Origin of the sequence: Streptomyces beihaiensis (assembly GCF_026274175.1) — a bacterium.
Classification (GTDB): domain Bacteria; phylum Actinomycetota; class Actinomycetes; order Streptomycetales; family Streptomycetaceae; genus Streptomyces; species Streptomyces beihaiensis.
Genome location: NZ_JAPHNL010000219.1, coordinates 1 through 893, shown reverse-complemented (window position 1 = coordinate 893; position 893 = coordinate 1). Strand labels below are relative to the sequence as shown.

The 893-nt window shown below is 76.0% G+C and carries 2 protein-coding genes; both read right to left on the bottom strand.

Features of this window, described 5'->3' with window-relative positions:
- The coding region (locus tag OFY01_RS17460) for a maltotransferase domain-containing protein (RefSeq protein WP_266600941.1) at positions 1-665 on the bottom strand (665 nt) is incomplete at its 3' end.
- Positions 666-670: 5 nt separating this feature from the next.
- The coding region (locus OFY01_RS17455; protein WP_266600940.1) for a DUF5133 domain-containing protein at positions 671-893 on the bottom strand (223 nt) is incomplete at its 5' end.

The following is an 893-nucleotide window of genomic DNA, read 5'->3' as shown; positions in this document are numbered from 1 at the left end:
TCCCACCCGCCCGTCGAGCGCGGGAACAGCTCGTACCACGCCCCGTACAACGCCCGCTCGCGTTCCACGAGGAGCGGCAGGGCCTCGGACGTGGTGAGCAGCCTGCGCAGCGGGTTGCGGGCGAGGGCCGCGTCGGCCTCGGCGGTGAGGGCGGCAGCGCACCGTTCGCGCACCGGCCGCCCGTCGTCGCGCAGGGCCGCGGCAGCGTCCAGGAGGAGCCGCTGGTCGGGGGTGCCGGGCGGGGCGCAGGACGCGGCCTGTTCGTAGAGTTCGGCGCCCTCCTCCAGTACCAGCCCGGTGTCGATCCCCGCCGGGATCTTGATCCCTGCCGTGTGCCGCCAGGTGGCGACCGGGTCGGTCCACGCCTCCACCTCGTACGTCCACAGCCCTTCGCCGTCCGGCGTGACGTCGGCGGCCCAGCGGTCGGTGCCGGGGGCGATTTCGCGCATCGGTGCCGGGGGCCGGGTGCGGCCGTCCGGTGAGCGCAGCACCACGGCGGCCGCGACGACGTCGTGCCCCTCGCGGAAGACCGTCGCCGAGACCTCGAACGTCTCGCCGGTCACGGCCTTCGCGGGGCGCTCGCCGCACTGGACGAGCGGGCGCACGTCCAGGATCTGGATGCGCCCCGCCCGGCCGAGGCGACCGGTCCTCGTGGTGCCCGCCATCACCGTCACCGCCCCCGGGAGAGCGGCGCGGGCCTGCGCGTGACCGGTTCGCCGGGCCGCACATAGCGTTCGGCGGCCGCCGCGGCCACGCGTGCGCAGCGCTTGCCCATGAGGACGCAGAGCGTGTAGCCGCAGTCCTCGAAGTTCTCGCGGGCCGCGCGGTCGGCCGGGGCCATGAGCAGCGTGCGCTCCCATGCCCGGTACCGCGCCAGCTGGCGGGCGACCTCT